This is a genomic window from Amycolatopsis sp. NPDC051372, from assembly GCF_040682095.1.
In the GTDB taxonomy this organism is placed as follows: domain Bacteria; phylum Actinomycetota; class Actinomycetes; order Mycobacteriales; family Pseudonocardiaceae; genus Amycolatopsis.
This window is the reverse complement of record NZ_JBFBAF010000019.1, coordinates 173,488-197,808: the sequence shown is the minus strand read 5'-3', so window position 1 is coordinate 197,808 and position 24,321 is coordinate 173,488. Positions and strand designations below refer to the sequence as shown.

The following is a 24,321-nucleotide window of genomic DNA, read 5'->3' as shown; positions in this document are numbered from 1 at the left end:
GCTGCCCGGCGGCGAGCGCCGGGCAGCGACGGGGAACGGGCGTCAGTCACCGGGCTCCACGGGAGCGATGACCTGCCCGGGCTGCGCGCCGACCAGCGGCTTCGCGTTGCGGCCGAACGTGCCGGCCTTCGAGGAGTTGCGGCTCGTCACGCTGAACCGCTGCGGACCCGTGGTGGACGCCTGGATGGCGGCCGCCGCTGCCGAGCCGGTACCCGCGGCGAACGAGTAGTCGTCCGTCGTCACCGAACCGTTGGCGATGAGCGAGAGTCCGAAGCTCAGCCCGGTCGCACCCGCGGGCGCTGCCGGAGTGGTGAACGTGCCCTGCGTCCAGTTCGACGCCGCCGCGAGCCACGGGCCGGACGTCCAGTACATCCAGAAGCCCTGGGTGTTGCGGTAGTACAGCGCAAACTGCGTGATCGCCGTCGACTTGTACCAGACGCCGACCGTGTAGGTGTTGCCCGCGGCGATCGTCGGGGTACAGGCTCCGAGGTCGAACGCCGGCAAGAGCTTCGCGTCGCCGTCGGTGTAGTTGGAGACGTCGAGCCTTTGCGCGTAAGTACCCGTGTGCTTGTCCGTGGTTCTCGTCCACGTCGGCGTGTTGCCGCCATAGCCGCCCGGCATGTAGCAGTCGGGGAACCCGGTGCCGCTGGTCGAGGTTTCGAGCGACGTGTTCACCACGCCGGTGTTCGTCGACGCCGGTGCCGTCACGACCGGCTTCGTGGCGCCACCGATCGCCTGTTGCATGGTCTTCACCGTCGTGCCCACGCTCTTGCGCCCGTTCAGCCACGAGAGGAACTGGTCCAATCGCGAAGTGGAGATGGACAGTTCGTCACACCCGGCGCCGTCGCAGACGTGGTGGAAGGTGAAGGTGAGCAGGCCGCCATTGGTCTCGGCCGCGGTGACCGCGCTCTGCATCTGGGCCAGGGTCCAGGTGTTGTCATCCTCGTCGAGCGCCTTGATCTCGTACGCGTCGGCGGGTTTGGTCGTGTCGGCCGCCGGACAGCCTGCGCAACCGTGCGCCGAAGCCAGGTCGCCGAGACCGCGGGCGCTGTTGAAGCCGCACGCCTTCACGTTGTTCTTCACCGAGGTGTTCAACGCTGCGTACGGGTACGCGAAGCTGGTCACGGAGAAGCCCATCGCGGCCAATGAGGCGCGGCCGTTGCAAATCTGCCGCTTCGCCTCGTCAGCAGGCACCGTGGTGAGGTCGGGGTGCGTCACCGTGTGACCACCGATCTCGTGCCCGGCGTTCTTGATCGTGTTCAGATTCGCCTGCGTCAGATAGTTGGGCGCGCCGACCGAACCGCTGATGATGTAGAACGTGCCCTTCATGTTGTACTTCTGCAGGATCGGCAGGGCGGTCATCTGATCCGAGTTGCCGTCGTCGAAGGTGAGCACCACGCCCAGCGGCCGCGCCAGCGACGCACTCGCCGTGGAACTCCCCACCGCCAACGCGGGCAGCACACACAGCAGCGCGGCCGCGCAGACCGCGAGCCGCGTGCGTGCCCGCCGGAAGTCCAATCCCTTGCGGGCTTTGCGGTGTTTCCGCGTACTTCTTTCCATGGGTGGCCACCAAAATGATCGGGGATACCTCAGCTGACCGTAGGGTCAACACCCGGCACCCGGATCCCCCTAAGGGACGAGCCCGCCTACCGCAAATGCCGGATCTCCGTCATCTGCATGAGCCGTCTTTCGCACAGCTGGCTGAGGACAACCGGTTTCAGGGCCTGTTTGCTGTGCGGCGTGGACATCACCCGTCTGTTCCTGATCGAGGACCACCGCATGGTGGCCGACGTGCTGACGTCGAGCCTCGCCGCGGTGCCCTGGATCAGAGTGGTCGGCACGCGCGCCACCTCCGATCCGACGCTGCGCTCCGCGCTCATCGCACAGCAGCCGGACGTGGTGACCGTGGAGCTGGAGCCGCTCACCGACGTGCGTGAGCGGATCCGAACCTGGCGCGCAGCGGCGCCGACGGCCCGCTTCGTCGCCCTCACCGCGAGCCGGGACCGAGATCTCGCGGTGGGCGCTGCCCACGCGGGGATCGACACCTGGATTCCCAAGGAAAGTTCGCTCGAAGACCTGCTGGACCGCGTGCGCGGCGCTCGCGCCGGGCACGCGTGGTACCCGCCGGAGCTGCTGGCCGTGCTGTTCGATCGGTTGCGCCGCGACGGCGCCACCCGGCACCGGCCGGCTTCGAGCCCTCTCGACGTGCTGAGCGAGCGTGAACGCGAAGTGCTGGTGGCGATGGTCGACGGCGACCGCAGCGACCAGATCGCGGCACGCCTGCAGCTTTCCCGCAACACCGTGCGCACGCACACCCGCAACTTGTTCCGCAAGCTGAAAGTCCACAGCGGACTGGAAGTCGTCAAGATCGCCCGAGCTGCCGGCATCGAGCCCCAAGGCGAGGCGCCGATATGGAAAGGGGAAATCCCTTGACACTCATGGCCGAATCCCCCCTCAGCGAGACCGAGGGCCTCATCTCCGTCGCCATCGTCGGCATGGGCTACGTGGGTCTGCCGACCGCGTTGGGCCTGCACGCCGACGGTGCGCGTGTGCTGGGTCTCGACACCAGCGCCGACCGGCGCGAGTCGATCCTGGCCGGCGAGCCCGACCTCGTCGAGGCCGACCTCGCGCGCCTCGTCGTCGCGCGCCGGGACGGCCGGTTCGACCTCACCGGCGACCCCGCTCGGCTGGCCGAGGCCGACGCCGTGATCATCTGCGTCCCGACGCCGCTGGACCGTTATCTGACACCGGATCTGGGCCCGCTCCGGGCGGCGTGCCGGTCGGTGGTCGAGCACGCCCGCCCGGGCCAGACGCTCATCCTCACCTCCACCAGCTACGTGGGAACCACGCGCGAGATGCTCGTCGAACCCTTGCAGGACCGGGGTCTCGTGATCGGCGACGACGTGTTCGTGGCGTTCAGCCCCGAGCGCATCGACCCCGGTGTCGCCGAGCACACGCAGCAGAGCACGCCCCGCGTCGTCGGCGGCTGCACGCCGGCGTGCAGCCGCCACGCCCGGCGCGTGCTGCAGAAGCTGACGCCGCTCCTGCACGAAGTCTCCTCGGCCGAAGCGGCGGAGCTGACGAAGCTGTACGAGAACTCGTTCCGCGCGGTGAACATCGCTCTGGCCAACGAATTCGCCGGCATCTGCTCGACGCTGGAGCTCGACCCGATCGAGGTGACGCGCGCGGCCGCCACGAAACCGTACGGGTTCATGAGTTTCTACCCCGGCCCCGGCGTCGGCGGGCACTGCATCCCGTGCGACCCGCACTACCTGCTGTGGCAGCTGCGCGAGGCCCACGGCGACGCGCCGTTGATCAGCCAGGCCATGACGTCGATCGCGCACCGGCCCGGCCAGGTCGCCGACCGCGTCACGGCCACGCTCTCGGCCGCCGGCCGCGGGGTGGCGGGCGCGCGGATCGTGGTGGTGGGCGTGACGTACAAGCCGGGTGTGCGCGACCTGCGCGAGTCGTCGGCGCTGGAGATCATCGAGCGGCTGGCGGCCGGCGGGGCGAAGGTCGAGTACCACGACCCGCTCGTGCCGGAGCTGAAGCTGGGCCAGCGCTCGTACCAGAGCAACCCCGACCCGCACGGCACGGACTTCGACCTCGTGCTGATCCACACCGTCCACCCCGGACAGTCCTACGACTGGATCGAGCACTGCCCCTTGGTGCTCGACGCCACCTACACGTTCGACGCGGCCCCCCACCGCGAACTGGTCTGAACAACATCCACGAGAAAGGGCGTACCCCATGCGGTGCTTGGTAACCGGCGGGGCCGGCTTCATCGGGTCCCACCTGACCGAGCGGCTGCTCGGCGAGAACCGCGAGGTGGTGGTGCTGGACGACTTCAGCACCGGCACCGAGCAGAACCTCGCGGTCGTCGCCGGCGACCCGCGGTTGCGGATCGTCCGCGGTTCCGTGTGCGATCAGGCCGCCGTCGAGTCGTGCATGGAGGGGGTCGAGCAGATCTACCACCTGGCCGCGGCCGTCGGCGTGTTCACGATCATGCAGAAGACCCTCGACAGCCTGCGCACCAACCTGCTGGGCACCGAGGTCGTGCTCGACGCGGCGCTGCGCCACGACGCGCGCATCCTCGTCACGTCGACCAGCGAGGTGTACGGCAAGAACACCTCGATCGGGCTGAAGGAGGACGACGACCGCGTGGTCGGGTCGCCGTTGAAGAACCGCTGGTCCTACGCCGAGGCGAAGGCGCTCGACGAGACGTTCACCTACCTCTACGGCAGTGAGCTCGGCGTGCGGACGGTGCTGGTGCGGCTGTTCAACACCGTCGGCCCGCGCCAGCGCGGCCGCTACGGCATGGTGGTGCCGCGGTTCGTGGACCAGGCGCTGACCGGGCAGCCGCTGACCGTGTTCGGCACGGGCCGGCAGACGCGGTGCTTCTGCCACGTGCTCGACGTGGTGCCCGCGCTCGTGGCACTGCTGGACGACGAGTCGGCGCACGGCCGCGTCTACAACCTCGGCAGCCCCGAGCAGGTGAGCATTGAGGAGCTAGCGGAGCTGGTGATCTCGGCGACCGCGTCCAACAGCACGATCGCCCGAGTTCCGTACCAGGAGGCGTACGGCGCAGGGTACGAGGACATGCAGCGGCGGGTGCCGAACTGCGCGCGGGCGGCGCAGCAGGTCGGGTTCCGTGCTGTGCACAGCCTGCGGGAGACCATCGACGCCGTCATCGAGGACCGGCGGGCGCAGCTGCGGACCGCCGTCGCCGGTTGATGACGCGCCGGACGTCCCGGTCGCGTCACCGCGTCCGGGTCGCCGTGCTTCTCCTGTGTGAGCTGCTGGTGTTGACGTTGTTGCGAGACGGAGGAGCGCGCGCGGCCGTGCAGCCGCACACGATCGCGTCGCTCCCCTACTGGAACCTGGCCGGAGGAACCTCGACGGTGCAGGCGCACGAGTCGCAGATCACCGAGGCGTCGCCGTGGCTCTACGGCCTCGACGCCCAGGGCCGGCTCGTCGCGCAGTCTCAGCGCACGGACGATCTCACGCGGCTGCGCGCCACGGGAGTGGAGATCACGCCGACGATCGCGAACGTCACCGAGGGGCGCTGGCATCCGCAGATCGTGCAGACCATCCTGCACGATCCCGCGGCGACCGCGCGGCACATCTCGGACATCGTGGCGCTGGTCGTGCAAGGGGACTTCTCGGGCGTCGACATCGACTACGAGGAGCTGCGCTCGACCGACCGCGCCGCGTTCACGGCGTTCCTCACGCGGCTGGCGGATGCTTTGCACGCCAACGAGAAACGCCTGTCGGTGGACGTGTTCGCGAAGACCACCGACGCGGGCTACGACGAGCGCAACCGAGCGCAGGACTACGCCGCGCTGGGCCGCGCCGTCGACCAGGTGCGGTTGATGGCGTACGACTACCACTGGCAGACATCGGCGCCGGGCCCGATCGCGCCCGAGGGCTGGGTTCGCGACGTGCTGACGTATGCGACGTCGCAGATCCCGAGGGCGAAGATCGTGCTGGGCGTGCCGATGTACGGCTACGACTGGGTGGGCCACAACGCCGTGCCGGTCACGTGGGTGCAGGCCTACGGGCGGTCGCGGGAGTTCGGGGTGCCCGTCGAGTGGGACGGGTTCAGCGAATCGCCCCACTTCTCCTACACCGACGCCGCCGGGCAGCGGCACGACGTGTGGTTCGAGAACGCCTACAGCGCGTCGATCAAGTTCTCCCAGGCCCGGCAATTCGGGATCGGCGGGGTGTACCTCTGGCTCTTCGGCACGGAGGACGACCTCGTCTGGTCGAAACTCGACACCTACTGGACTCCGGCGGAGGCGCGATGATCCCCCTGTGGCTGCTGGCAATCTTCGTCTTCGGGGTGAACTTCACCCTGTGGGGCACTGCCGGTCTGGCGCGCGCGCTCGAAAACTGCATGCGGTCACCACAGCCGCCGCGGCCGTCACCGGTGCCCCGCGCGCGGCCCGCCCGCGTGCACCGCTCGCGCGTCGCCGTGCTCATGGCCGCGCACAACGAGGAGGTGGTGATCGGCGAGTCGCTGGCCGCCATCACCCGCCTCGTGCCGGCGTCGAACGTCCACGTCGTGTCCGACGGCTCCACCGACCGCACCGTCGAGCTCGCCCTGGCATGCGGTGTGAACGTCACCGAGACGCCCAGCAACGTCGGCAAGGCAGGCGCGCTGGAGGAAGGCGTGCGCCACTTCTCCCTCGCCACCCGCTACGACGCCGTGCTGCTGCTGGACGCCGACACCCGCCTCGACCCGGACTACTTCGATGCCGCCCTCCCGCAGTTCGACGACCCCGACGTGGTCGCCGTGGCCGGCTGCGCCGCCACCGACTGGTCCGCCTCCCGCCGCGGGTTCCCGGCGTTCCTGTTCACCGCGCACCGCGCACGCATTTACGCGCTGCTGCAACGCCTCCTCAAGTTCGGCCAGACCTGGCGCCGCACCAACGCGACCCTCATCGTCCCCGGCTTCGCCAGCCTCTACCGCGCGGAAACCTTGCCGTTCATCGACATCAACCCCCCGGGTCTGGTCATCGAGGACTTCAACATGACGTTCGAGGTCTACCGCAAACGCCTCGGCAAAGTCGGCTTTTCCTTGAAGGCCATCGCCGTCACCCAGGACCCGGACGCCTTGCGCGACTACGTCCGCCAGACGCGCCGCTGGGCCCTCGGCTTCTGGCAAAGCGTCCGCCGCTTCCGCCCGAGCGCCGACCTGTTCAGCTTCATGCTGGGGCTGTACGTGCTGGAGCTGGTCCTGGCCAGCCTCTTCATGGCCTTGCTGCCATTGATGGTCGTGCTCTTGTTGCTGGCCCTCATCCCCGGCTTCCTGTCCGTACCGATCGCGGGCGACCTGACCTTGGCGATCGGCCACTACGTCAACCTCCCGACCATCGCGTTCGGCATCCTCGTGCCGGACCTCCTCCTCACCCTCGCCGTCGTCCTGACGGAACGCCGCGCCCGCTACCTGCTCATGGCGCCCCTCTACCTCCCCCTCCGCTGCCTCGACGCCTGCGTCGCCCTCTGGACCCTCCCCCAAGCCTGGCGCGGCAGCTCCGGCCGCTGGCAAAGCCCCACCCGCCGCGGCACCGACATCTCCGCGGCCCCGGACCTCGCTGCAATCGGTGCGGGTGCGGATGCGGATGTGGGCTCCGGCGTGGGCGTGGGTGCGGGCTCCGGCATGGCGGCGGGCCTGGGTGCTGCCGCGAGTGCCGGAGTGCCAGGGGGCACCGAAGTGGGTTCAGGCCTGGCTGCTGCCACGAGTACCCGAGTACCAGGAGGCACCGAAGTCGGTTCAGGCCTGGCTGCTGCCACAAGTACCCGAGTACCAGGAGGCACCGAAGTCGGTTCAGGCCTGGCTGCTGCCACAAGTACCCGAGTACCAGGAGGCACCGAAGTGCCCGGGGGTACCGAAGTGCCCGGGGGTACCGGCTTGGCCACAGGCCCCGGTCAGGCTGCGGGTACCGGCCTCGGTTCCGGTGGCGGCACTCGCCTTCTCCCGTCCCCCTTCCCTCGCGACATCCCCACCCAGCACAACGGCACGGGCCCGACAATCCCCTCCCACAGCAACGACTCCAGCCAAACCCTCCCGTCTCTACCTCCGACGCCCTCCGACCCATCCCCCACGTCCGAGACCGAACCGGCCTGGCCAACCGAGTGGCCCCCGGACTGGCCCCCCGACCCCTTCCCCCGTGAAAAGGTCGGCTGACCTCTCCCACCACAGCGGCCCACGGCCGCCCCTCCCCGCGCAACGACCACGCACCGCACGCCGGCACGCCGGCGCCGCGCGGTCACCGACCAGCGTCGGCGCTCGGCCCGCCACACGCCGACGCGGCACCGGCCCCGGCCCTGGCTCTGGCCCTGGCCCTGGCCCTGGCCCTGGCCCTGGTGAGGAAACCCGCCTATCCACCCGCAACCAAGGCCCACACCACGGCGGATAGGCCACCTGGCCACCACCAACACGCGCAACCTCGCCGACCGACCAGAACACCGGCAAGGCCCATGCCGCAGCGCAACCAGTCAGCGTCTGCGCCGCTTGGTGGCCGACTGGGCAAGCAACTCACCCACCTGCCAGCGCTCGGCCAAGCCGCGCGACGCCTCTAGCCAGGCCGGCGGGTGCGCCGTCTGGCCGCCTGCCGGCCCCGGGCGGCCAAATTTCCACCCAGTCACGCGCTCCTCGCCAAGGCCAGCTTCTGCGCCGCGTTGACCAACGGCGCCAACCGCGTCCCGAGGTTGCGCACCGCCATTCCCGCCCTGGTGGCGGGAATCAGCATCGCGGCCGCCACAGGAACGTTGCGCTGCCTCGGATTCACCAGCTTCCGGTGCGTGGCCTCATAACGCCGGAACGCCGCCGCCGGATCCCCCGGGGTCGCGGCCAGTTCGGTGGCCAGCGTGTGCGCACCGGACATCGCCAGCGTGGAGCCATCGCCGAACAGCGAGACACACGACGCCGCATCACCCGCCAGCACCACCCGGCGCGCGGCCCAGCTCGGCAACCGCACACGCGAAACCGAATCGAGGTACAGATCGCCGGCAGCCCGCACCTGGTCGAGCAGCTCCGGCACCCGCCATCCCACGCCGGCGTACGCGGTCTCCAGCAACCGCTTGTGCTGCTGCGTGTCGCGGTAGTCGAAGCCCGGCACCGCGGCGTGGCGGAACATGAACGCCACGATCCCGCGCTCCCGCGATGGGTGCACCGCCACCGCACGGCCCGGCGAGTTGTACATGACGATCTCGCTCCGGTCGGGCACCGGCGCGTCGAGCGGCATGGTCGCGACGTACACACCCATGTGCTCCACGAACTCCGGCTCCGGGCCGAACGCCAGCCGGCGCACGCCGGAGTGCAGCCCGTCGGTGCCCACCACGAGGTCGAACCGCCGCGGTGCGCCGTGTTCGAAGGTGACGTCGACCCCGCCCTCGTCCTGCGCGAGCCCGGCCACCGAGTCGTGGAACACGTATTTCGCGTCGTCGGCGCTCGCCTCGTACAGGATGCGCGCGAGGTCGGTGCGTGTCAGCTCGACGTCGGTGCCACCACCGTCGCCCAGCGCCACCCGCCCGACACTCTTCCCCCGGTCGTTCACGAACTTCATGCTCCTGACCGAGGTGGCCGCCTCCCGCAGCTGCTCGGTGAGGCCCATCTTCCGCGACCTCGGCGGCCAGCCCGCGGACGTCCACCGGGCTGCCGCTCGAGCGCAGTCCGGCCGCGCGCTCCGCCACGGTCGGCCGGTACCCCGCACGCGCCAGCCAGTAGGCGAGCGTGGGCCCGGCGACTCCCGCACCGGAGATCAGCACTGTCTTCGTGGTCATAATCTGCCATCCCCTCCTGCCGCGGTCCCCCTGACCAACGGTCAGGATCGACGGTACACGCCTGTCCACCGGTCAGGCAAGGAGGTAGATTCGGCAGCATGAACGAAGTCGTGCCGCCCGACACCCGCGCGCGCATACTGCAGGTCGCCATGGACTTGTTCGCCTCGAACGGCTACCACGCGACCTCCGTGCGGGAAATCGCCGAACGCGTCGGCGTCACAAAAACCGCGGTTCTGTACCACTTCCCGGGCAAGGCCGAGATCATCACCGCGATGGCCGAGCCGATGCTGGTCGACCTGGAAGCCACCGTCGACTCGGCGCAGGCCCTGGCACCGGACGCCGACGCCGCCCGCGACGCGATGGTCGAAGGCCTGCTCGACGTCTGGCTGCGCCACCGCTACCTGCTGCGGCTCAACCTGCGTGATCTGGGGTTGACCGCGTCGCAGTCGGTGTTCGACCGCTTCCGCGACGGCATGCTGCGGGCGAACCTGATCGTGGCCGGTCCGGACCCGGACTTCGCCGCCAACGTCCGCGCCGCGCAGGCCATCGCCATGCTGAGCGATCCGGTGGTCCTCTACGCCGACCACTCCGTCGACGAACTGCGCGCCACCGTGCTCGACGGCGTCCACCGCCTCTTCGGCGACTCACAACGCCACGCCGGGCGGGGCCGGCCGACCGTGATGACCGGCAACCTGCTGGTGATGTGCCGCAAGCTGCACGACCAGGGCTTCCCGGCCACGAAGATCGCCGACGAGCTGGGCGTCTCCCGGGCGACGGTCTACCGCCACCTGAAGGTCTAGCAATATTGAGACGCTTTATGATACTTTTGAGACACCGGCGACGCAGCAGACATCACCGAACGCACATCCACTAACACGAGACAGCACGGCACACGACAGCACTGGCACGACAGCTCTGAAACAGCAGCGTTGAGAGAACAGCACCCCGAGCACACCAGGAGGCGAATGGACGAAGCAGACCACCGACACCCACGCGGGGCGAGGCGTCAGCCCAGGACGGACCGGACCGTCTCCTCGTCACGGGCGACGACTGTGGTGCCGTCGTCGGCCGTGATGATCGGGCGCTGGATGAGCGCCGGGTTCGCCGCCAGCGCCTCGATCCAGCGGGCGCGATCGGCGGGCGTTCGCGGCCACGACTTCAGGCCGAGCTCGGTCGCGACCTTCTCGCCGGTGCGCGTGATGTCCCACGGGTCGAGCCCGAGCCGGTCCAGCACGGCCTCGAGCTCGGCCGGCGTCGGCGGGTCCTCGAGGTACCGGCGCACGGTGTAGGCGGCGCCGGCCTCGTCGAGCAGCGACACGGCGGAGCGGCACTTCGAGCAACGCGGGTTGACCCAGATTTCCACGAGGGTCACCGTACGCGACCTACTTCGCGAACGCCTGCTGCTGGCACTGGTCGGCGAGCTTGTCGAGGTTGTCGTAGGTGTCGGACGAGCCGTCGTCGATCTGCCAGGTGAGGCCGTCGGCGTCGACGCTGGTGTCGGGGGCCACGTGCACGTGGGCGCCCTTGTCGGTCATGCACTTGACCATGTCGTGGAACTGGTCGTTGAACTTCGGGTTGGTCCGCGGGGAAAGCTCGGGCGGCTGCAGCGGCAGCTTTCGTTTGCAGGCCTCCTCGGCTTTCTTCGACTGGGGGCTGTCGTCGTTCATGTCGAGGGCAGGCGGGCTGTTCGGGTCGCCGACCGGGCCGGAGTGCCGTCCATCGAGGACGGCGTGGCCGTTGGTGCGGAGACAGGAGTCGTAGGCGTCCCAGTAGGACTGTTTCTCCTCGGGCGAGCTGTCGAGGCGCAGCTGCGGGCGGCCTGCGTCGGACTCGGCCGTGGTGGCCGACGACGAGGCTGGGGCACCTGCGGACGCGCTGCCCGTGTCGAGCGTGGCGACCTGCGGGGCGGCGGGCGAGCCGGAGCAGGCGCTGAGCAGGACGAACGCGGCGCCGGCGACGAAGAAGGAGATGGATGAACGCACGTTGCGAGCGTGGCAGGAGGTTGTGAGGAAGCTATGACGATGGAGTCAGGAGGCCACTAGGAGCCCCGAGGGCCAACGCCCCACGGAGGGCGACGGGTGCCACGGATCACCCGCCGGTGGAGGGTCGTTTCGGCGTACCGTTCAGCCATGGACATGCCTCTGGCCACCGACCGCCTCGTGATCCGGGACTGGTCGATCGACGACGCCGACGCCGCGTTCCGTATCTACGGCACGGACGAGGTCACTCACTGGCTGACGCCCGCGATGGACCGCGTCACCGACGTCGCCGCGATGCGCTCGGTGCTGCAAGCGTGGCAGGAAGCCCAGCCGAACCTGGCTCCGCCGCGCGGGCGCTGGGCCGTGGCGCGCACGTCGGACGGCGCCGTCGTGGGCGGGCTCGGGATCCGGCTGCTGCCGCCGTTCCAGGAGGACCTGGAGCTGAGCTGGCAGCTGCACCCGGACGCCTGGGGCAAGGGCTACGCGACGGAATCGGCGCGGACGCTGATCGAGTGGGCGTTCACGCAGGACACCGAGGAGCTCTTCGCCGTGGCGCGGCCCTCCAACACGCGCGCCATCGCGACGGCCAAGCGCCTCGGCATGCAGTGGGTCGGCGAAACGACGAAGTACTACGACCTGCGGCTGCAGGTGTACCGCATCCGCCACAGCGACATCATCTAGCGAGCCGGCGCGCGCACACCCACCTGGCAGAGAGGCCCATCCGGCAGACGCGCCTATCCGACAGACGCGCCCACCAGACAGAGCGCCGACGCCTTCGTGTGCCCGCGCCAAGCCGAAGGGGCGGCAGTGCTCCCGCGCGCCGGCCCGACAGCGCGGCAGTGCTCCCCCGCGCCAGTCGAACAGCGCGGCAGCGCTCCGGTGCACCAACCGACGGGACGCGCCCTCACACGCTCACGCCGGTGAACTCCGGGCGAACAGCAAGGAAAAAGCGTCCGCGAGCGGGCGGACAGAATGGACCGAGAAGCAGGGTCAGACGGCCGTATAGCGCGCGAAAATGGCGGCCTGTCCCTGTTTCACCCCGGTGTCGTCGACGAGGTTCCACATCGTCACGTCTTCGATCCAGAAGCGGCGGCCCGACTTGGCGATGCGCCGGCCGCGGTAGCCGCTGACGAAGCCGTGGGTGGCGACGGCCTCGACGAGGGCGTCACGGTCCTCCTGCCGGTCCGGCTCGGCGGAAAGGCGCGAGGGCATGCCGCGGAACTCGGTCCAGCCGAGTTCGAACGCGTGCTGGGCGACGAGGTTGGCGTAGGTGAAGCGGGGGTCGTCGGCGGTGTCGTGGGCCAGGAGGCCGAAGGGGGCGTCCTCGTAGAGGTGGCGGGCGGCGTCCAACCTGGCGTCGATCAGTGGTTTGCCGACCACGCGGCGGTAGCTGTCCACGAGCAGCCGGGCGAAAGCGGCGTCCAGCGGTGACGACCCGGAGTCGGACAACTCAGCACCGTGTGACATGGCGTCAAGTTACGCCCGCCGCCACGGGCCGTCGCAACTCGGGTGATCGCCAGGTCCACTATGGACTCCGGGCCGGAGACGAACTCGCCACGGCCTCCCCCTCGGGACCGTGGCGAGCCGTCCGACCCAAGAGCCCGATGGACTACGCGTTGACCGGAGTCCAGAGCTCGTCGATCTCCCGCTCCGCCGCCGCCATGCTCTCGGCCGCCAGATCACGCAGGTCGGCCATCGCCGGGTTGGTGTCCGCCAGCGTCAGCTCCGCGGCGATGAACCGCGGCTCGATGCCGGTGATCGCCAGGCCGTGCGGGAGCCAGGACTCGGCGTGGTCCCAGCCGAAGCGCGGGGTGCCCTCGCCGTAGCCACCGCCGCGGGAGGCGAGGACGAGGAACTCGCGGCCGTCGAGCAGGCCGGTGCCCGTGGCCGGGTCGAAGGCGAGACCGGGGGCGATCAGGTGGTCGACCCAGGACTTCACGACGCTCGGCGCGCCGTAGTTGTACAGGGGCAGGCCGAGCAGCACCGTGGACGCCTCGCGGACCTCGCCGACGAGCTCCTCGGTGAGCTTCCACGACTCGTTCTGCTCCGGCGTGCGCTGCTCGGCAGGCACGACGCGGGCGAGACCGGACGCGGCGTCGAAGTGCGGGACCGGGTTGGCGCCCAGGTCGCGGTAGGTGACGGTGCCGTCGGGGTGGGCGGCCCGCCACGCGGCGGCAGCGCGGGCGCTGAGCGCTCGGCTGACCGAGCGGTCGCCGTTGATGCTGGAGTCGATGTGGAGAAGGTGAGGCATCTCGTTCGCCGTCCATAGATCGTTTGTGTAGGACAAACCATTTATAGCACACGGACGACTCGCGAGTTCTCGTATACTGGACGCATGGCCTCGCTCCCGGTCGTCAACCAGCCGCCCCACCGGTGCGGAGCCCTGCTCGACCACCTCTCGCGGCGCGTGCGGACGCGGGCGGAATCGGTGCTGACGCCCATGAACCTGCGCCCCCGCCACCTGCTCACGCTCACGGTGCTGCGCGACCACGGCAGCAGCACCCAGCAGGCCCTGGCCGCCACCCTCGGCATCGACAGCACCAACCTCGTCGGCCTGCTCAACGACCTCGAGGCCGACAACCTCATCGAGCGCCGCCGCTCCCCCGAGGACCGCCGCCGGCACGTGGTGGAGCTCACCGACGTCGGGGCGAAGAAGCTGGCCAAGGCCGAGTTCGCCATGGCCGCCGTCGAGGACGAGGTGCTCTGTGCCCTGAGCCTCGAGCAGCGCGAACAGCTCTACAGCCTCCTCCAGCACGCCACCGCCACCACGGAGGCCGAAGCCTGCGTCGCCGCCGACGACACCGTCCGCACCCACGTGCAGGCCTGCGTCGCGGACGACGACCAGCCGCTGCAGCGGTAGCCCGCAGCGCGCGGAAAAGCGCGTTGAAAAACCGGCCCCACCCCCTCCTCGTGATCGTGCCCACAATGGGTACGCCCTGAGGGGAGGACCGATGGCCGACACCGTGACCAGGCCCGTTCCGGTTCCGCTGCGGCCGGCGTGGCGCGGGCTGAAGGGCGGGCAGATCCTGAAGATCGCCCGCACGACGGACCACAAGACGATCGGCGTCCTCTATCTCTCGACGTCGTTCGCGTTCTTCCTCATCGGCGGCCTCACCGCGCTGCTGATGCGCACGGAGCTCGCACAGCCTGGCATGCAATTCCTGTCACCGGAGCAGTACAACCAGCTGTTCACCATGCACGGCACGATCATGCTGCTGCTGTACGCGACCCCGAACCTCTTCGGCTTCGCCAACTTCATCGTGCCGCTGCAGATCGGGTCGCCCGACGTGGCGTTCCCGCGGCTGAACGCGTTCTCCTACTGGCTGTACCTGTTCGGCGGGCTGATCGTGATCAGCAGCTACCTCACACCCGGCGGCCCACCCGAATTCGGCTGGACCGCGTACACGCCGCTGTCCAACGCCATCCACTCGCCGGGCATCGGCGGCGACCTGTGGATCACCGGGCTGATCATCTCGGGGCTCGGCACGATCCTGGGCGCGGTGAACATGGTGACGACGATCGTCACGTTGCGCTGCCCCGGCATGACGATGTGGCGGATGCCCATCTTCACCTGGAACATCCTGCTCACCGGCGTGCTGATCCTGCTCGCGTTCCCGATCCTCACGGCCGCGCTGTTCGGGCTGCTCGCCGACAGACACATCGGCGCGCACGTGTTCGACCCCGCCAACGGCGGCGCGATCCTGTGGCAGCACCTGTTCTGGTTCTTCGGACACCCGGAGGTCTACATCGTCGCGCTGCCGTACTTCGGCATCGCCACGGAGATCATCCCTGTCTTCAGCCGAAAACCGCTGTTCGGCTACCGGACGATGGTGTTCGCGACGATCGCGATCACCGGCCTGTCGGCCACCGTCTGGGCGCACCACATGTTCGCGACCGGCGCCGTGCTGCTGCCGTTCTTCTCGTTCATGACCTTCCTCATCGCCGTGCCCACCGGGATCAAGTTCTTCAACTGGATCGGCACGATGTGGAAGGGGCAGCTGACGTTCGAGTCGCCGATGCTGTGGTCGATCGGGTTCCTGGTCACGTTCCTGCTCGGCGGGCTCACCGGCGTCATCCTTGCCGCCCCGCCGCTGGACTTCCACGTGCACGACAGCTACTTCGTCGTCGCCCACTTCCACTACGTGCTGTTCGGGACGATCGTGTTCGCCACCTTCGCCGGCATCTACTTCTGGTTCCCCAAGATCACCGGCCGCATGCTCGACGAGCCGCTGGCCAAGTGGCACTTCTGGACGACCTTCATCGGCTTCCACACCACGTTCCTCATCCAGCACTGGCTCGGCGACGCCGGCATGCCCCGCCGCTACGCCGACTACCTGCGCAGCGACGGGTTCACCCTCATGCAGACCATCTCCACGATCGGGTCGTTCATCCTGGGCGCCTCGGTGCTGCCCTTCATCTGGAACGTGGTGAAGAGCTACCGCTTCGGCGCTCGCGTCGACACCGACGATCCGTGGGGCTACGGCAACTCGCTGGAGTGGGCGACGACGTGCCCGCCGCCGCGGCACAACTTCCTCGAGCTGCCCCGCATCCGCTCCGAGCGGCCCGCGTTCGAGCTGCACTACCCGCACATGGTCGAACGCCTGCGCGCGGAGGGCCACGTCACACGCGGTGGAAGCCACCGTGGCACGCCGAGCCAGGCCGCGTCCGAGGCGATCATCCCACCGCGTGACCAGGACCGCTGATCGAAAGTGTCCTACGCTGCCTTGAGGAGGGCGGACCATGGACTCTGCGGCGGAGCGGCTCAAGAAGTACCGCGAGATGCGCGACTTCCAGCGCACCGCCGAGCCCGCGGGCGGCGACGCGGCCACCACGCCGGGAAACCGCTTCGTCGTGCAGCGCCACCGCGCCCGCCGCCGGCACTACGATCTGCGCCTGGAGCTGGGCGGCGTGCTCATCAGCTGGGCCGTGCCGAAGGGCCCGACGCTCGACCCGAAGGTGCGGCGGATGGCCGTGCACGTGGAGGACCACCCGCTCGAATACGCGGATTTCGAGGGCGTGATCCCGCACGGCGAGTACGGCGGCGGCGACGTGATCGTGTGGGACCGCGGCACCTGGGAGCCCGTCGACACCGACGACCCCGAGCAGGCGCTCGCCGACGGCAACCTGCACTTCGACCTGTTCGGTGAGAAGCTCGCCGGCCGCTTCGTGCTCATCCACCCCAGCCGCGACGGCGACGGAAAGCAGTGGCTGCTGCTGCACAAGCAGGACGACCACGCCACCGCCGGCTGGGACGCCGAGGACCACCTGAAGTCGGTGAAGAGCGGGCTGACCAACGACGAGATCAAGGCCGCTCCCCCGGCACTCTGGCGCAGCGACCTGCCGGCGGCCGAGGCGGAGCAGCAGCTCAAACCCGTGTTCCAGCCCGCGTCCGACGCCGAGCTGAAAGCCCTGGATGAGCTCGACGCGCGCGGCAGCTGGACCGTCGCCGGTCAGAAGCTGGCGCTGACCAACCTCGACAAGGTCCTCGTCCCCGGACGCGACGGCGAGGACCCCATCACCAAACGCGACCTCATCCGGTACTACACGCGCATCGGCCCGACGATGCTGCCCTATCTCGCGAACCGCGCTCTCAACACGAACCGGTTCCCCGGCGGCATCGAGAAACCCGGCTTCTGGCACAAGGAAGTGCCCGACCACGCGCCGAAGTGGCTGCACCGCTGGCACTACGAGAAAGCCGATGCCGACGACGTGCAGCAGTACCTCGTGCCCGAGGGCGTCGCCGACCTGGCGTGGCTGGCGAACTTCGGCGCGCTCGAGCTGCACGCGTGGACATCGCGGATCGAGGACGTCGAGCACCCCACGTGGACGTTGTTCGACATCGACCCCGGCCAGGAGACGTCGTTCGACGACGTGCTCGCCCTCGCGCGCTTGCACCGCACCGCTTTGGAGCACCTCGGGCTCGTCGGGCTGCCGAAAGTCACGGGACAGCGCGGGATCCAGGTGTGGGTGCCGGTGGAACCGCGCTACACGTATGCGGAAACGCGCAAGTGGGCCGAGACCGTGTCGAAGACGATCGGGCGCACGCTGCCGGACTTGGTCAGCTGGGCGTGGCACAAGGACCGCCGCGGGGGCAAGGCGCGGCTGGACTACACGCAGAACGTGCTGAACAAAACGCTCGTCGCGCCCTACAGCGTCCGCCCGCGGCCGGGTGCGCCGGTTACGGTGCCGCTGTGGTGGGAGGAGCTCGACGATCCGGATCTCACTCCCGACCACTGGACGATTCGGACAGTCCTCAAACGAGTCGAGACCGTCGGTGATCCGTTCGCGACGTTGCTGGGTGTGGAGCAGCAGCTGCCGAAACTGTGAATTATCACCGGTTCAGCTCTACCTGGAGTGCGCTCCAGGCCTAGGGTCGGGGCCATGCGATTCGGAATGTTCGTTCCCCAGGGCTGGCGTCACGACCTCATCGGTATCGACCCGGCCGACCACTGGACCACCATGCTCGACCTCGCCCGCTTCGCCGACGCGGGACCGTTCGAGTCAATCTGGGTCTACGACCACTTCCACACCGTGCCCGTGCCGAGCGACGAAGCCACCCACGAGGCGTGGAGCCTCATGGCGGCCTATGGCGCCGCGACTTCGCGCGTGCGGCTGGGACAGATGTGCACCTGCATGGCGTACCGCAACCCCGCCTACCTCGCGAAGGTCGCGGCCACCATCGACGTGATCTCCGGCGGCCGCGTGGAGATGGGCATCGGCGGCGGCTGGTACGAGCACGAGTGGCGCGCCTACGGCTACGGCTTCCCCAGCGCCGGCGAGCGCCTCGGCATGCTCGACGAGGGCGTCGAGATCATGCGCCAGCTGTGGACCGAGGGCAAAGCCACCCTCGACGGCAAGCACTACCAGGTCGACGGCGCCATCTCCCGTCCCCTTCCCTTGCAGGATGGCGGAATCCCCCTGTGGATCGCCGGCGGCGGCGAAAGGAAGACCCTGCGCACGGCCGCGAAGTACGCCCAGTACACCAACTTCGTCGGCGACGTCGAGGGCTTCAAGCACAAGTCGTCGGTGCTGGAAGGCCACTGCAAGGACCTCGGCACGGACTTCGGTTCGATCATCCGCTCGGCCAACTACAACGTCGTGATCGGCGAAACCGAGAAGGACGTGCAGGACCGGCTGGCGTGGATTCGTTCGCACTACGAGCGGTATCTGCCGGCGGATGTGCTGGAGTCCACCGTCACCAGCTTCGAAAACGGCCCGATGGTGGGCACGCCGGAGCAGATCGTGGAGCGGTTCAAGGAGCTGGAGGGTCTCGGGATGACGTACGCGATCAACTACTTCGTGGAAGCCGCGTACGACCGGTCGGGCCTCGAGCTGTTCACGTCGAAGGTGATTCCGGAGCTGATCTGAGGTTTTTCGTTTGCCGGCCGGTGCCCGTTCGGGGTGCCGGCCGGTTTTTTGTGGTTGGTCTCTGGAATCATGCTTGTGGGGTACGTTGCGGGCTGCTGTGAGTGCGCCCCGACGGTGATCGTGTGGGCTTTGGATTGTGGCCGCTGGCGCTTGGGTTGCCTGTGTGGTCCGGAAAACCGCAGGCTGCGCAGGACTGCTACCCTGCCTGACGCGGTTCATCCACAGCCCACCCCGAGTTGTGGACAACCACCCGGCATTGCTTTCGGACGCCCAAAATTGTCGGTGCCGGCCGGTAGACTGGACGTGGGGACGCCCCCCTGGGAGGGCGGGGGCTGTGTGTCCCCCGGCTGCGGAAGGGGTTGGCAGTTCGGTAACCCTGACGCGAAGCGCTGCAGGAAGTCAGACCAACGACTCCAGAACGTCGGGAAGCGCCACCAACACCGTGGCACCCAAGGCGAACGGCACCACCCACAAAGCCACAAACCCCAGCTGGCGCAGCGAACGCACCCCCAGACCCAGCACCAAACCGAGGGCGAGCAGAGTCGCCACCGCCAAGGCGACGGAGCCGAGGTGGGGCCATTCGCGAGCGGCATCCGCGAGGACGAGGCCCACGGCTGCGGCGGTGGCGAGGGTGCCGGCGCGGGTGGGGGCGCCGACGAAGCGGAAGGCGAGGCCGAGGGTGCCCGCGAGGACGGCCAGGAAGCACCACAGCACCACGGTCTGGGTGTCGATCGAGTAGGGCATGCCCGGGTATTTGAGGCCGTACATGACTTTCTTGCCCACGTAGAACGCGACCACGGCAGGCAGGAGGGCGGCGACGGTGCGGACGTACGCACGGCGCGGGCCGCGGCCGGCGGAGACGGCGACCACCAGCGCGATCCACAGGACGAACGCGTGCGCGAGGAGGCGGAGGCCGGCGTTGTAATACGCGAAGGCCGCGAAGGCGCCGGATGCCAGGCCGCCGGCGACGGCCAGGGCTTCGCCCGCGCCGAGGGGCCGTCGGGTCAAAGAGTCGGTCATGTGTCCCCCAAGAACGCAGACCTTACCGGTAAGCGGCGATCAGCGTTTCGTCAGCACCACCAGGTAGCGGCAAGCGTCCGGAGTCGGGTTCACATAGGTGCACGGCGCCGGGCGGCCCAGCTGCAGGCAGTCCCCCGCGTCGAGTTCGTGCACCGTGGCGCCCTCGACGAAGCGGAGGTGGCCCGACAAGACCCAGATGCGGTGGTCCGCGAACGCATAAGAATCTGCCGGAAAGCCGACCGAAGCGCCGGCCGGCAGAGAGACCTCGACGAGTTCCGTGGAACCCGGCGGTGACACAGCGCGGCGCACATACCCCGTGAGCGGGTCGGTCCACGTCGGTTGGTCCGAAAGCCGCATGAGGCGACGGTCGGAGCCGGCCTCGGCGCGCGCGACGAGTTCCGACAAGGTCAGGCCCAACGCGGACGCCAGCCGGCTCAGCAGCACCGCCGTGGGCTGGGCCTCGCCGCGTTCGATTTTGCCGATCATGGCGCGCGAGACGCCCGAGCGTTCGGCCAGGGTGCTGGCGGAGAGGTCGTGGGCGAGGCGGGCGTCGCGCAGGGTCGAGGCCAAGGAGGCTGACAGGGGGTCCGTCACAAGGTGACACTATAACAGCCAATAGACGCTACTATAGTGAACCATGCTGATCCGAGACGCCGACGAGCGCGACGCCGAAGCGTGCGCGGAGATCTACGCGCCATACGTGCGCGACACGACGATCACGTTCGAGACCGAGCCGCCGACCGGTACGGAAATGGCGGAGCGCATCGAGCGCGCCGCGAAGACGCACGCGTGGCTGGTTCTGGAGATCGACGGGCGCGTGGCCGGGTACGCGTACGGCGGGCCGTTCAAGGAGCGCGCCGCGTACCGCTGGTCGTGCGAGGTGAGCGTGTACCTGGAGCTGGGGCGGCGACGCACGGGCGGCGGCCGCGCGCTGTACGAAGCGCTCTTCACACGCCTCGCGGAGCGCGGGTTCCGGATGGCCGTCGCGGGGATGACGCTGCCGAACGAGCCCAGCGTCGGCCTGCACGCGGCGCTGGGGTTCGAGCCCGTGGGCACGTACCGGCGCATCGGGTGGAAACACGGAGCGTGGCGGGACGTGGCGTGGGCGCAGCGCTCGCTCGTGCCGGGTTGGGACGAATCGCCGGAGGAACCACACTGAGCAGTGCAGAATGGAGCCCATGAGCGCCGACCTCGACGAGCTGCGCAGACTGCGCCGTGCCCGTGACCGGATGGACCGCGAGTACGCCGAACCCCTCGACGTGCCCGCGCTCGCCCGCACAGCGCTGATGTCGACGGCGCACTTCAGCCGCCGCTTCCGTGAGGCGTACGCGGAGACGCCGTACTCCTATCTCATGACCCGCCGCATCGAACGTGCCAAGACGCTGCTGCGCAACGGTCTCACCGTCACCGAAGCGTGCTTCGCCGTCGGGTGTACCAGCCTCGGGTCGTTTTCGGCGCGGTTCACGGAGCTCGTCGGCGACACGCCCTCGGCCTACCGCGCGCGCGACCACGAGCATGTCGCCGCGGTACCGCCGTGCCAGACGATGGTGGCCACGCGGCCGCGCAAGACCGGTGGCGCGCCGCAGCAGAGCAGTATTGGAGAAGCGTCCGTCGGCGCGCCCGCATAACCTCACGGCATGACTGTTTCCATCGCCGCCGTGCACGTGATCGTCGACGATCCCGACGCGGCCGTCGCGTTCTACAGAGACACGCTGGGGTTCAAGGTGCGCAACGAGGTCGCCAACGACGGCTTCCGCTGGGTCACCCTCACTACCGACACCCAGCCCGAGATCGAGATCGTGCTGTCGCAGCCGCACGCCGGCCGGTCCAAGGCCGACGGCGACACCGTGGCCGCGCTGCTCGCCAAGGGTGAGCTCGGCGCGATCAACCTGCGGACGGACAACCTCGACGAGACGTTCGCCAAGGTCGCCGCCGCGCCCGGCGCCGAGGTGCTGCAGGAGCCGGCCGACCAGTTCTGGGGCGTGCGCGACGCCGCCGTGCGCGACCCGGCGGGGAACCTCGTGCGGATCGCCCAGGCTTAGTCAGTCAGGCCCAGTCAGTCAGGCCAGTCAGCCGGGCCCAGTCAGTCTCCACTGATGTCGAGGTCCTCGATGTCTTGTTCGAGCCGGGCGCGCCAGGACCACTGCGGCTGGGTCCAGTCGGTGTCGTCGGCCGGGGGCTCGCCCAGCGGCAGCGCCTGGTCGGCAACGCCGTGGGTCACGCGGTAGGTCAGCGCCGACGTCGCCGCGCGGATCCACCGGTCCCCCGCCGCACCGGACGGCGGGGCGACGCCGAACGCGTGCGTGAACCACACGGGCAGGAGCGCACTGGACCCGATCGCGTCGGTGATGCGTTCGCGCAGCTTGGAGTGCAGCTCTTCCCAGTCGCGTTCGGACTTCTCGATCTGGGGCAGCACGCGGGTGCGCGTGACGTCGTCGGCGTCGAGCACCTGCTGCGCGGCCTCGGCGTCCTTGACCGCGGCAGGCAGCTGCCGGTCGAGGACACCGCGGCGACGGGCGACCACTTCGGACAGTCGCGACTGGGCGCCGCCGCGGTTTTCGTCGCCGTGCTGGGTGGTGGCGAGGATGGCGAGCACGTTGATGAGCGCGTTTTCGCTCTCTGCCAACGCTTCGCGCGCCTGCGGCAGCCGCGCGATGTCCTCTTCGTACGGACGGCGCTGGTTAGCCGTCATCAGCTGCGCGGCCAGCGCGTGGCGACGTTCGGCGTCGGCGGCGAGTTTGCGCAACGCGGGGCCGACGTCGTCAAGGTCCACCACCGGCACCTTCTCCGACACGCGCACCGCGCGTTCGAGCAGCTGCAGGCGCTGGCGCAGCCGTTCGAGCTGGCGCGTGGCGAGGTCGAGGCGGGACTCGTGGCGGGCCTGCGCGTCGGAGAAGGACTCGAACGTCTCGCGCAGCTCCGTCAGCTCGCGCCCGGTGCGCGACTCGAGGTCGACGACGGTTTCCTGCATGCCGTCGACGGTTTCGGACAGCGCATCGAACTCGCTGTCCGCCTCCTCCTCGCCTTCGGGGTAGTACTCGGCGTCGGGGTAGTACTCCGAGTAGGTCATCGGACCTCCTGCACCAGGAACACGACGGTGATCACGGTCGCGACGGCGGCGAGCACCACCAGGATCGTCTGCACGGCGCCCGGGACCAGCAGCGACGCGGCCGTGAGCCCCGCCGCGGCCGCCCCCGTGTACGCGGCGCGCAGCCGCCGGTCGACCATCAGCGGCGTCGGCCCGAGCGGCCCGAGCGCGATCCGCAGCCCGGACCCGAGCAGCGGCAGCGCGAACAGGACCCACACCGCGCTGATCCCGCCGAACAGCATCAGCGCGCCCGCGACCATCCCCACCGCGACGGGCGCCGCCGCCAGGTACAGCGACAGCCGCTGCGCGCCGGCCCGTTGCGCCTCCAGCTTCGCCGCGCGCACCTGCACGGTCGCGATCTCCACCTCGTGCTCCGTGCGCAGCAGGTCCTCCGCCGCGTCGACCAGGCTGTCGAGGGCACGCGTCCGCTCGTCCCCGGCTTCCGGCAGGGCACCCAGCCGCGCCCGCATGGTCTCCTGCACCCGGGCGACGCGCGCCGTCGCCTGCTCGCGCTTGTGCTGCGCTGGCGTAGTCACCCGGCCACTGTAGGTACGAACCGCGCCAACCCCCGGGAACGACGCGGCTTGCCGTGGAGTGTCGCCGCCGGTCAGATGACTCCGAAGAGGCAGAACCCGCCGTCGGGCCCCTGCCCCAGCATGAACGTGGCGCTGTACGGCAACGGGGTTCCGGGATAGTCGGAGTTGACGTGCACGAACTGCGTGATCTCGTGCAGCGGCTCGACCTCCCGGACGCGGTAGTGCCCCGCGTTCGGGTCCGCGAAATGCCCGTGCACGAGCGACGCCGGGCTCTCGTCCGCCGACTCGCACACATACGCGGCGGCGCCGGCGAGGTCGTGGGCGTTGAGCTTGCCGAGAAGCTCGTTCATGAACTGCGGTTCAGGCAGGGTGCGGGCAGCGCCGACCGGGTGGTTCTTGTTCAGGAAGAACCCGGGCGCGACGAAGCCCGTGATCGCAACGCCGGCCGCCAGCACCACGACGACGCCGAGGGTGATCCAGAGCCAGAGGAGGCTCCGCTTCTCCGGTTTCTGTGGTGGCGGTGGGTAGCCGGGTGGCGGGTAGCCGGGTTGGGCCCAACTGTTGCTGCGGGTATGGCTGCTGTGGCCACTGCCCACCCGACTGCGGCCGGTAACTCATCGTCGTCCTCGGAAGCTCACCGAACGTAAATTACCCACATCGCGAGCGTAATTCTCGACGAGGCTGATGCCGCACCCAGCCACCGAATTTTGCCCCCTCATGGCCCCTCCGCCGCCAGACAGGCCCCCGCCGCCAGACAGGCCCCCGCCCTCCCTGGGGGGCGTGCCCTTATCCAGTCTATCGACCACCCCCGACAAAACCCGTGGTCAACCCAGTCGGAGGGCGAAGTTGTCCACAACTCGGGGTGGTGTGGACAACTTCAGTTCAGCCCTCCGTTGAGCGGCGAAACCAGGGCTACCGGGCGAGTTCTCCAGAGCCGAACAGCCGCGGATCCCGCTCATCGACCGCTGATCACCGGCGTCCGAGCGATTCCGCGAGGCAAGGCGCAACGCGCGGTTGAACTCCGGGGATCTCCCCGAGGTGC

Annotated in this window: 25 protein-coding genes; 14 read left to right on the top strand and 11 right to left on the bottom strand. The window is 69.3% G+C overall.

Going from position 1 to position 24,321, the window contains the following annotated elements; translation table 11 throughout:
* Positions 1 to 42 precede the first annotated feature (42 nt).
* Positions 43 to 1,560: a polysaccharide deacetylase family protein gene (locus tag AB0M56_RS27940; RefSeq protein WP_364180860.1), complete on the bottom strand. Its 1,518-nt coding sequence runs from the start codon at positions 1,558 to 1,560 to the stop codon at positions 43 to 45.
* 180 nt (positions 1,561 to 1,740) lie between these two features.
* Between AB0M56_RS27940 and AB0M56_RS27935 the strand changes: the two genes are divergently transcribed.
* The 5 genes from AB0M56_RS27935 to AB0M56_RS27915 all read left to right on the top strand — a co-directional run bounded on the left by AB0M56_RS27935 (position 1,741) and on the right by AB0M56_RS27915 (position 7,690).
* A complete protein-coding gene (locus AB0M56_RS27935; RefSeq protein ID WP_364180857.1) occupies positions 1,741 to 2,433 on the top strand; it encodes a response regulator transcription factor in 693 nt (230 codons plus the stop codon).
* Positions 2,434 to 2,438: 5 nt separating this feature from the next.
* A complete protein-coding gene (locus AB0M56_RS27930; protein ID WP_364180854.1) occupies positions 2,439 to 3,722 on the top strand; it encodes a nucleotide sugar dehydrogenase in 1,284 nt (427 codons plus the stop codon).
* A 28-nt stretch (positions 3,723 to 3,750) separates the two neighbouring features.
* Positions 3,751 to 4,734, top strand: coding sequence for an NAD-dependent epimerase/dehydratase family protein (locus AB0M56_RS27925; protein ID WP_364180851.1), 984 nt, complete (start codon positions 3,751 to 3,753; stop codon positions 4,732 to 4,734).
* A gap of 107 nt (positions 4,735 to 4,841) precedes the next feature.
* On the top strand, positions 4,842 to 5,807 hold the full coding sequence (locus AB0M56_RS27920) for a glycosyl hydrolase family 18 protein (RefSeq protein ID WP_364180849.1): 966 nt from the start codon (positions 4,842 to 4,844) through the stop codon (positions 5,805 to 5,807).
* Positions 5,804 to 7,690 (top strand): glycosyltransferase family 2 protein, encoded by a 1,887-nt coding sequence (locus AB0M56_RS27915; protein ID WP_364180846.1) that lies wholly within the window; start codon positions 5,804 to 5,806, stop codon positions 7,688 to 7,690. The genes AB0M56_RS27920 and AB0M56_RS27915 overlap by 4 nt, the downstream gene beginning before the upstream one ends.
* 457 nt (positions 7,691 to 8,147) lie before the next feature.
* Here AB0M56_RS27915 and AB0M56_RS27910 read toward each other — a convergent pair whose 3' ends face one another.
* On the bottom strand, positions 8,148 to 9,119 hold the full coding sequence (locus AB0M56_RS27910) for an FAD-dependent monooxygenase (RefSeq protein WP_364180844.1): 972 nt from the start codon (positions 9,117 to 9,119) through the stop codon (positions 8,148 to 8,150).
* A gap of 267 nt (positions 9,120 to 9,386) precedes the next feature.
* Between AB0M56_RS27910 and AB0M56_RS27905 the strand changes: the two genes are divergently transcribed.
* Positions 9,387 to 10,088 (top strand): TetR family transcriptional regulator, encoded by a 702-nt coding sequence (locus tag AB0M56_RS27905; protein ID WP_364180842.1) that lies wholly within the window; start codon positions 9,387 to 9,389, stop codon positions 10,086 to 10,088.
* A 206-nt stretch (positions 10,089 to 10,294) separates the two neighbouring features.
* Here the strand turns inward: AB0M56_RS27905 and AB0M56_RS27900 are convergent, their stop codons facing one another.
* Complete coding sequence (locus AB0M56_RS27900; RefSeq protein WP_364180885.1) at positions 10,295 to 10,651, bottom strand: arsenate reductase family protein; 357 nt, start codon at positions 10,649 to 10,651, stop codon at positions 10,295 to 10,297.
* 19 nt (positions 10,652 to 10,670) lie between these two features.
* Entirely contained in the window at positions 10,671 to 11,270 is a 600-nt protein-coding gene (locus AB0M56_RS27895) for a hypothetical protein (protein ID WP_364180840.1), read from the bottom strand.
* Positions 11,271 to 11,417: 147 nt separating this feature from the next.
* On the opposite strand from AB0M56_RS27895, the gene AB0M56_RS27890 reads away from it, so the two are divergent.
* Positions 11,418 to 11,948, top strand: a complete 531-nt coding sequence (locus AB0M56_RS27890) for a GNAT family N-acetyltransferase (RefSeq protein ID WP_364180837.1) — start codon at positions 11,418 to 11,420, stop codon at positions 11,946 to 11,948.
* Between the two features lie 309 nt (positions 11,949 to 12,257).
* Here AB0M56_RS27890 and AB0M56_RS27885 read toward each other — a convergent pair whose 3' ends face one another.
* On the bottom strand, positions 12,258 to 12,734 hold the full coding sequence (locus AB0M56_RS27885; protein ID WP_364180835.1) for an MEKHLA domain-containing protein: 477 nt from the start codon (positions 12,732 to 12,734) through the stop codon (positions 12,258 to 12,260).
* 142 nt (positions 12,735 to 12,876) lie between these two features.
* Complete coding sequence (locus AB0M56_RS27880; protein WP_364180833.1) at positions 12,877 to 13,518, bottom strand: NAD(P)H-dependent oxidoreductase; 642 nt, start codon at positions 13,516 to 13,518, stop codon at positions 12,877 to 12,879.
* 84 nt (positions 13,519 to 13,602) lie between these two features.
* On the opposite strand from AB0M56_RS27880, the gene AB0M56_RS27875 reads away from it, so the two are divergent.
* The 4 genes from AB0M56_RS27875 to AB0M56_RS27860 all read left to right on the top strand — a co-directional run bounded on the left by AB0M56_RS27875 (position 13,603) and on the right by AB0M56_RS27860 (position 18,635).
* Positions 13,603 to 14,127, top strand: coding sequence for a MarR family winged helix-turn-helix transcriptional regulator (locus tag AB0M56_RS27875; RefSeq protein WP_364180831.1), 525 nt, complete (start codon positions 13,603 to 13,605; stop codon positions 14,125 to 14,127).
* 91 nt (positions 14,128 to 14,218) lie between these two features.
* Positions 14,219 to 15,970 carry a cytochrome c oxidase subunit I gene (gene ctaD / locus AB0M56_RS27870; protein ID WP_364180829.1) on the top strand — a complete coding sequence of 584 codons (1,752 nt, stop codon included), beginning with the start codon at positions 14,219 to 14,221 and terminating at the stop codon, positions 15,968 to 15,970.
* A gap of 37 nt (positions 15,971 to 16,007) precedes the next feature.
* Entirely contained in the window at positions 16,008 to 17,594 is a 1,587-nt protein-coding gene (ligD, locus tag AB0M56_RS27865) for a non-homologous end-joining DNA ligase (RefSeq protein WP_364180826.1), read from the top strand.
* Between the two features lie 54 nt (positions 17,595 to 17,648).
* The gene (locus AB0M56_RS27860; RefSeq protein WP_364180824.1) at positions 17,649 to 18,635 is read left to right on the top strand and encodes an LLM class F420-dependent oxidoreductase; all 987 of its coding nucleotides are present in this window, start codon (positions 17,649 to 17,651) and stop codon (positions 18,633 to 18,635) included.
* Positions 18,636 to 19,034: 399 nt separating this feature from the next.
* Here the strand turns inward: AB0M56_RS27860 and AB0M56_RS27855 are convergent, their stop codons facing one another.
* Complete coding sequence (locus AB0M56_RS27855; RefSeq protein ID WP_364180821.1) at positions 19,035 to 19,655, bottom strand: hypothetical protein; 621 nt, start codon at positions 19,653 to 19,655, stop codon at positions 19,035 to 19,037.
* A 39-nt stretch (positions 19,656 to 19,694) separates the two neighbouring features.
* Positions 19,695 to 20,249 carry an XRE family transcriptional regulator gene (locus AB0M56_RS27850; protein WP_364180819.1) on the bottom strand — a complete coding sequence of 185 codons (555 nt, stop codon included), beginning with the start codon at positions 20,247 to 20,249 and terminating at the stop codon, positions 19,695 to 19,697.
* 43 nt (positions 20,250 to 20,292) lie between these two features.
* On the opposite strand from AB0M56_RS27850, the gene AB0M56_RS27845 reads away from it, so the two are divergent.
* From AB0M56_RS27845 to AB0M56_RS27835, 3 genes are read left to right on the top strand one after another with little or no spacing between them, the layout of a single operon-like run.
* Positions 20,293 to 20,814: an N-acetyltransferase family protein gene (locus AB0M56_RS27845; RefSeq protein ID WP_364180816.1), complete on the top strand. Its 522-nt coding sequence runs from the start codon at positions 20,293 to 20,295 to the stop codon at positions 20,812 to 20,814.
* 19 nt (positions 20,815 to 20,833) lie between these two features.
* Entirely contained in the window at positions 20,834 to 21,283 is a 450-nt protein-coding gene (locus AB0M56_RS27840; RefSeq protein ID WP_364180813.1) for a helix-turn-helix transcriptional regulator, read from the top strand.
* A gap of 9 nt (positions 21,284 to 21,292) precedes the next feature.
* Positions 21,293 to 21,697 carry a VOC family protein gene (locus tag AB0M56_RS27835; RefSeq protein WP_220246681.1) on the top strand — a complete coding sequence of 135 codons (405 nt, stop codon included), beginning with the start codon at positions 21,293 to 21,295 and terminating at the stop codon, positions 21,695 to 21,697.
* Positions 21,698 to 21,738: 41 nt separating this feature from the next.
* Here AB0M56_RS27835 and AB0M56_RS27830 read toward each other — a convergent pair whose 3' ends face one another.
* The 3 genes from AB0M56_RS27830 to AB0M56_RS27820 form a co-directional block, all read right to left on the bottom strand.
* On the bottom strand, positions 21,739 to 22,725 hold the full coding sequence (locus AB0M56_RS27830) for a hypothetical protein (RefSeq protein WP_364180811.1): 987 nt from the start codon (positions 22,723 to 22,725) through the stop codon (positions 21,739 to 21,741).
* Positions 22,722 to 23,279 (bottom strand): hypothetical protein, encoded by a 558-nt coding sequence (locus AB0M56_RS27825; RefSeq protein ID WP_364180809.1) that lies wholly within the window; start codon positions 23,277 to 23,279, stop codon positions 22,722 to 22,724. Before AB0M56_RS27825 ends, AB0M56_RS27830 begins: the two co-directional genes overlap by 4 nt.
* Before the next feature lie 71 nt (positions 23,280 to 23,350).
* A complete protein-coding gene (locus AB0M56_RS27820) occupies positions 23,351 to 23,737 on the bottom strand; it encodes a hypothetical protein (protein ID WP_364180806.1) in 387 nt (128 codons plus the stop codon).
* Positions 23,738 to 24,321: the final 584 nt, after the last annotated feature.